The 3,850-nt window shown below is 67.4% G+C and carries 4 protein-coding genes; all 4 read left to right on the plus strand.

What is annotated here, in order from left to right:
* The coding region (locus ASG72_RS16250) for a VOC family protein (protein WP_056714869.1) at window positions 1–323 on the plus strand (323 nt) is incomplete at its 5' end.
* 59 nt (window positions 324–382) lie between these two features.
* Complete coding sequence (locus ASG72_RS16255) at window positions 383–1,723, plus strand: Gfo/Idh/MocA family oxidoreductase (protein WP_056714170.1); 1,341 nt, start codon at window positions 383–385, stop codon at window positions 1,721–1,723.
* Between the two features lie 126 nt (window positions 1,724–1,849).
* Window positions 1,850–2,509, plus strand: coding sequence for an aspartate/glutamate racemase family protein (locus tag ASG72_RS16260; RefSeq protein WP_056714871.1), 660 nt, complete (start codon window positions 1,850–1,852; stop codon window positions 2,507–2,509).
* 224 nt (window positions 2,510–2,733) lie between these two features.
* Window positions 2,734–3,850: sensor domain-containing diguanylate cyclase (locus ASG72_RS21050; RefSeq protein WP_162246256.1), on the plus strand; the 1,117-nt coding region annotated here is incomplete at its 3' end.

Raw genomic sequence — 3,850 nt, forward strand, 5'->3', positions numbered from 1 at the left:
TGCCGGCCGCGATCCGCTTCTATGAGGAGGTGATGGGGCTGCCGCTGGCGATCGACCAGGGCTGGAGCAAGATCTATCGCGTCACCGAAACCGGCTATGTCGGGCTCGTCGACGAGACGCGGGGCAGCCACAGGGCCCATCCGGTCAAGCCCGTCCAGCTCTGCATCCGCGTCAGGGATGTCGATGCCTGGTACGGCTATATCGCGGAACAGGGCGTCGCCGCGCTGAAGGAGCCGCGCTCGCATCAGGAGCTGAAGATCCGCGCCTTCGTCTTCGACGATCCCGAAGGCTACCAGATCGAGATGCAATCCGCGCTCGATTGAGCACCCGGTTCGCGGCCCGCGACGGAAACCGACCAGCCAGGCGAGGAAAGAGGCGAGGCATGAACCTGCACAGACTGCTTCTCGAACGGAAGGAAGCCGGCAAGCCGGTCACCGTCGCCATCATCGGCGCGGGCAAATTCGGCGCGATGTTCTTGTCCCAGGCGCGCAGCACCGACGGGATGCATGTCGTCGGCGTCGCCGACCTCAATCCCGAGCGGGCGCGCTCGCAGCTGAAACTCGCCTGCTGGCCGCAGGAACGCTATGCCGCCGGCTCGGTCGACGATGCGCTGAAACATGGCGCGACGCTGATCACCGAGGATGCCGATGCGCTGATCGACCACCCCGCCATCGAGGTGATCATCGAGGCGACGGGGGACCCCGGCGCCGGCATCCGCTTCGCGCTGCGCGCGATCGCCCGGGGCAAGCACATCGTCATGGTCAATGTCGAGGCCGATGCCTGCGCCGGGCCGCTGCTCGCCCGCAAGGCGCGGGAGGCCGGCGTGGTCTATTCGCTGGCCTGGGGCGACCAGCCGGCGCTGATCGCCGATCATGTCGACTGGGCCCGCGCCTGCGGCTTCCGTGTCGTCTGCGCCGGCAAGGGCACGCGCTACCACCCGACCTATCACCAGTCGACGCCGGACACGGTCTGGGAGATCCTCGACACCTATATGAAGATCAAGGATCGCAATTCGATCAATCCGAAGATGTTCAACTCCTTCGTTGACGGAACCAAATCGGGCATCGAGATGACGGCCGTCTGCAATGCGACGGGGCTGGAATCGCAGGAGGAAGGCTTGTCCTTCCCGCCGGCGACACGCTTCGAACATGCCGAGATCTGCAAGCCTAGGGCCGATGGCGGCGTGCTGGAGCGGGCCGGCGTCACCGAGGTGACCTCCTCGGTCTATCGCGACGGCAGCGACGTGCCGCACAGCCTGGTCATGGGCACCTATGTCGTTTTCGAGAGCGACAGCGCCTATAGCGAGGAGTGTTTCCGGGAATATTCGATGCTGCCCGACCGGAGCGGCCGCTATGCCTGCCTCTACCGGCCGATCCACATGATCGGACTGGAGCTCGGCATCTCCGTCGCCTCGGCCGCGCTGCGCCGCGAGCCGACGGGCGCGCCGATCTGCTTCAATTCCGACGTCGTCGCCACGGCCAAGCGCGATCTGAAGGCCGGCGAAATCCTGGATGGCGAAGGCGGCTTCTGCGTCTGGGGCAAGCAGACCCCGGCGAAAACCTCGCTGGCGCAGGGCTATCTGCCGCTCGGCCTCGCCCATCGCGTCAAGCTGAAGCACGACATCGCCCAGGGCCAGCGCCTGAAATGGTCGGACGTCGCCTTCGATGCCGAGGATGCCGCGGTCAAGCTGCGCCGCGAGATGGAGGATCATTTCCGCGGCTGAGGCGCCATCGCGGCGTTCACGGGGCGAGCACCCGCGCGGCGTTCGCTCCCCCGCCCCTTGCGACGCATGGCGCAATCGGCCCATGCTCGCGCGATCCCGAAGCGGCAGCACAGCACCGGACCCGACATGACCCGCCCCGCCCGTATCCTCGTCATCAACCCGAATTCGAACGAGGCCGTCACCGAGGGGCTGCGCGAGGCGGTCCGTCCGCTGGGCTTCGCCGACGGCCCCGAGATCATCTGCGAGACCCTGGCTGAAGGGCCGCTCGGCATCGAGACGCAGGAGCATATCGAGAGCGTCACCCTCCCGCTCCGCCGCCGGATCGAGGCCGCCAACGACATCGATGCCTTCATCATCGCCTGCTATTCCGATCCCGGGCTGTTCGTGGCGCGCGAGGGCACGGCGCGGCCGGTCTTCGGCATCGCCGAATGCGGCGTGCTGACGGCGCTGACCCGGGCGGACCGCTTCGGCGTCATCGCCATCAAATCCCGCTCGATCCCGCGCCATATCCGCTATCTCCGGCAGATGGGGCTGATGGACAGGCTGGCCGGCGAGCGCCCGCTGGAAATGTCGGTGGCCGAGACCGCGTCGGGCGAAGGGACCCTCGCCCGGATGATCGCCATCGGACGGGAGCTGAAGGAGGAGGATGGCGCGGGAGCGATCGTGATGGGCTGCGCCGGGATGGCGCGGCATCGCAAGCCGCTGGAGCAGGCGCTCGGCATCCCGGTGATCGATCCGACCCAGGCGGCGGTGGCGATGGCTTTGGGCGCAGTCAGCGTCGCCTGAGCAAGCACTTCGCCACGGACCGCGGCGGGAGAGCTCAAAGCTGAAAGCCGACTGACACCATAGAATCCGGCATACAAATAAATTTAACCTGTCTTCCCTAAAGTCAGCGACAACCGTAACTTCGGCTGTCGGGCGCTATGCATTTACCGTACTCTGCGACAAGCCTGCAACCAGGGCTTGCATTTGGGTCAAGCGATCTTGACGGGCGCGTTCGCGCCCATCAGTTGCGTGCGATCCTGCGCTTCACGCCGACCTCTCTCTTCGTCAACATCTTCAACGGCTTCGCCGTGGGCTTTTCGGTCCGGGCGATCGCGACGCGGGCCGAGCTGGCGATATGGACCGCCACGCTGCTCCTGACCATCGCTGCGGGCGTCCCGGCCTGGTATCGCAGCCGGATCCGGCCTCCGCGCCGGACCGCCTCGCCGCGCGGCATCCGGCGGGCGCGGATCTACAGCGCCGTCCTCGCCAGCTGCTGGGCGATCGTGCCGATCCTCTGGTTTCCGCGGGCGCCGCCGGATCTGCAATTCGTCCTCGGCACGCTGATCACCGGGATGATCTGCGCCGGCGGCTTCGTGCTCGCCACCGTCGCGCCCGCGGGACTCGCCTTCGTCGCCATCATCACGGCCGGTGCCCTGGTCGGGCTCGGCCTGGCGCAGACCGAGCATTCGCTCGTCGTCTCGATCCTGCTGATCGCCTATGCCACGGTGATCATGCGCGCGGTGCAGACCACGGCGACGCTGTTCGAGAGGCAGCTGCGTTCGGAGGCGGAGCTGACCGATCGCGGCCAGGTGATCCAGCTGCTGCTCGCCGAATTCCAGCAGAACGGCTCCGACTGGCTGTTCGAATGCAGGGCCGATGGCGGGTTGCTGTCGTTCTCGCAGCGCCTGGCGGAGGTGCTGAACGAGCCCTCGCTGCGGCCGGGCGTCTCGCTGTTCGACTATCTCCCGGTGGAATCGGCGATGACCCTGGGCGGCCGCTTCAAGCGCGGCGAAGGGTTTCGGGACGTCGAGATCGCGGTGGGGGTCGGGCGCGAGCGGCGCTGGTGGTCGCTCACCGCCAATCCGGTCAGGGATGACGGCCGGACCATCCTCGGCTGGCGCTGCGTCGGCTCGGACATCACCATCGCCAAGAACGCCACCGACCGGCTCGCGAGCCTGGCCTCCCGCGACGAGCTGACCGGGCTGATGAACCGGGCCGCGCTGCGCGAACAGGCCCGCTACCTCCTGAGCAGCGCCGGCGACGCGCAGGCCGGCATGGCGCTCGCCTGCATCGACCTCGACAATTTCAAGATGATCAACGACACCTATGGCCATGCCGCCGGCGACGAGCTGCTGCGGCAGG

The organism is Allobosea sp. Leaf344 (assembly GCF_001426225.1).
GTDB lineage: Bacteria > Pseudomonadota > Alphaproteobacteria > Rhizobiales > Beijerinckiaceae > Allobosea.